The sequence below is a fragment of the Stenotrophomonas sp. S41 genome (genome assembly GCF_016624625.1).
GTDB lineage: Bacteria > Pseudomonadota > Gammaproteobacteria > Xanthomonadales > Xanthomonadaceae > Stenotrophomonas.
The window spans coordinates 1-1,969 of record NZ_JACVTV010000200.1 but is presented as its reverse complement, the minus strand read 5'-3'; the positions used below and the strand labels follow the sequence as shown (position 1 = coordinate 1,969).

Genomic DNA, 1,969 nt, shown 5'->3' with positions numbered 1-1,969 from the left:
ACACCCCTTGAGAGTGTCCAGAAATGGTTGACCACCACAGGTTTACGGCGTGTTTTGCGCCGCCCCCGCTCACCAACGCCCACGCAGAACCAACCGCCAGCCTCCAAACCCGGGTAGCCAACGCAAAAAAAAGGACGGCGCCTCAGCGCCGTCCCTCGATAGCCCCCCGCGCAGCGGGAAGCGCAACAACCGTCAGCTGCGATCAGCCAGCGCGACCGCCGCCGTTGCCGCCCTGGCCGCGGCCACGGCCGCCACCACCATTGCCGCCACCGCCACGACGCTGGCCCTGACCCGCGCCCGCACCGGCACGCTGCTGGCCATTGCCACCGCCATCGCGACGGCCGCCGCCGGCCTTCTTCGGACCCGCATGCGCATGGCGCGGCGCATCACCGTGCGGACGACGCGCGTGGCTCTTGCGCGGTGCGCGCTCGCCGGTGTCGTGCTCGGCCTTGCCCGGTGCACTGTTGCCCCAGCGGATCGGCGTCTGCAGCTCGAAGCCCGGAACGTCGCGGATGTCCATGTCGCGGCCCAGCAGGCGGGTGATCGCACGCAGCAGCTTCACTTCGTCCTGCGCCACCAGCGAAATCGCCTGGCCGGTCGCACCGTTGCGGCCGGTACGGCCGATGCGGTGCACATAATCCTCGGCCACCATCGGCAGGTCGAAGTTGATCACCTTCGGCAGCTCGTTGATGTCGATACCGCGCGCGGCGATGTCGGTGGCCACCAGCACGGTCACGCGACCGGCCTTGAAGTCACCCAGTGCACGCAGGCGCTGGCCCTGGCTCTTGTTGCCGTGGATGGCCGCGGTCTTGATGCCGGACTTTTCCAGGAACGAGGCCAGCTTGTCGCTGCCGTGCTTGGTACGGGCGAAGACCAGGGTCTGCTCGCGGCTGTCCTGCGCCAGCAGGTGCAGCAGCAGGTCGCGCTTGCGGCTGCCATCGACCGGATGCACGCGGTGGGTGATGGTTTCGGCCACGGTGTTCTTCGGCGTCACCTGGATCTGTTCCGGGTTGCGCATGAACTCCAGCGCCAGCTGGCGGATGTTGTCCTCGAAGGTGGCCGAGAACAGCAGGGTCTGGCGGTTCTGCTTCGGCAGCTTGGCCAGGATGCGCTTGATCGACGGCAGGAAGCCCATGTCGAGCATGCGGTCGGCTTCGTCCAGGATCAGCACTTCGATGCCGGACAGGTCGACGCTGCGACGCTCCAGGTGGTCGATCAGGCGGCCCGGGCAGGCGACCAGCAGGTCGACGCCACGGCGCAGGATGTCCAGCTGGTTGCCCATGCCGACGCCGCCGTAGATGCAGGCGCTGGGAATGCGCAGGTACTTGCTGTAGCCGCGCAGGCTGTCATGCACCTGGGTGGCCAGTTCGCGGGTCGGGGCCAGGATCAGCGCACGCGGCTTGCGCGGGCCGCTGCGCACTTCCTGCGAAGCGGTGCCCAGGTGCTGCAGCAGCGGCAGGCCGAAGGCGGCGGTCTTGCCGGTACCGGTCTGTGCACCGGCCAGCAGGTCGCGACCGGCCAGCGCCAGCGGGATCGCCTGCTGCTGGATCGGGGTCGGGTTTTCGTAGCCCTGCTCGGCGAGCGCGCGCAGCAGGAAAGGCGCAAGGCCCAGGGATTCAAAAGACATTGAGATTGCTCCAAGTACAAGAAACGCCTGTCCGAACGGACAGACGGGGGCAGATCAAACTGATCGGCTGACTCGGAGCGTTCCCGTGAACCGCGCTGCGAGAATTGGGTGCAGCCGGCACGGAGCGCAGGCTGGAATGCGTGACGAACGGCGTCGGAGTGGGGGCGGGCGAAGTGGGCGGACCCAGGTCGCCGGCGATCCCGGAGGGAAACGGACGGCCGCTGCAGACCCCGCAAGTCTAAACGATCTTGAAGACTCCACGCAAAAACCCCTGTTCAGGTAGGGGGGGGCTGCAGGGCTTGCAGCCCTGCACCCGCTTGAAGCCAGGGCAACGTCAAAAGC

1 protein-coding gene is annotated in these 1,969 nt (G+C 67.6%); it reads right to left on the bottom strand.

Annotation, left to right across the window (positions count from 1 at the left end):
• Nucleotides 1-202: 202 nt before the first annotated feature.
• Entirely contained in the window at nt 203-1,627 is a 1,425-nt protein-coding gene (locus tag IAE56_RS20850) for a DEAD/DEAH box helicase (protein WP_200753830.1), read from the bottom strand.
• Nucleotides 1,628-1,969 lie beyond the last annotated feature (342 nt).

Bases quoted from the DNA above. Each gene is read 5' to 3' on its own strand.
- IAE56_RS20850 (WP_200753830.1), bottom strand. From the start codon at position 1,627: ATGTCTTTTGAATCCCTGGGCCTTGCGCCTTTCCTGCTGCGCGCGCTC.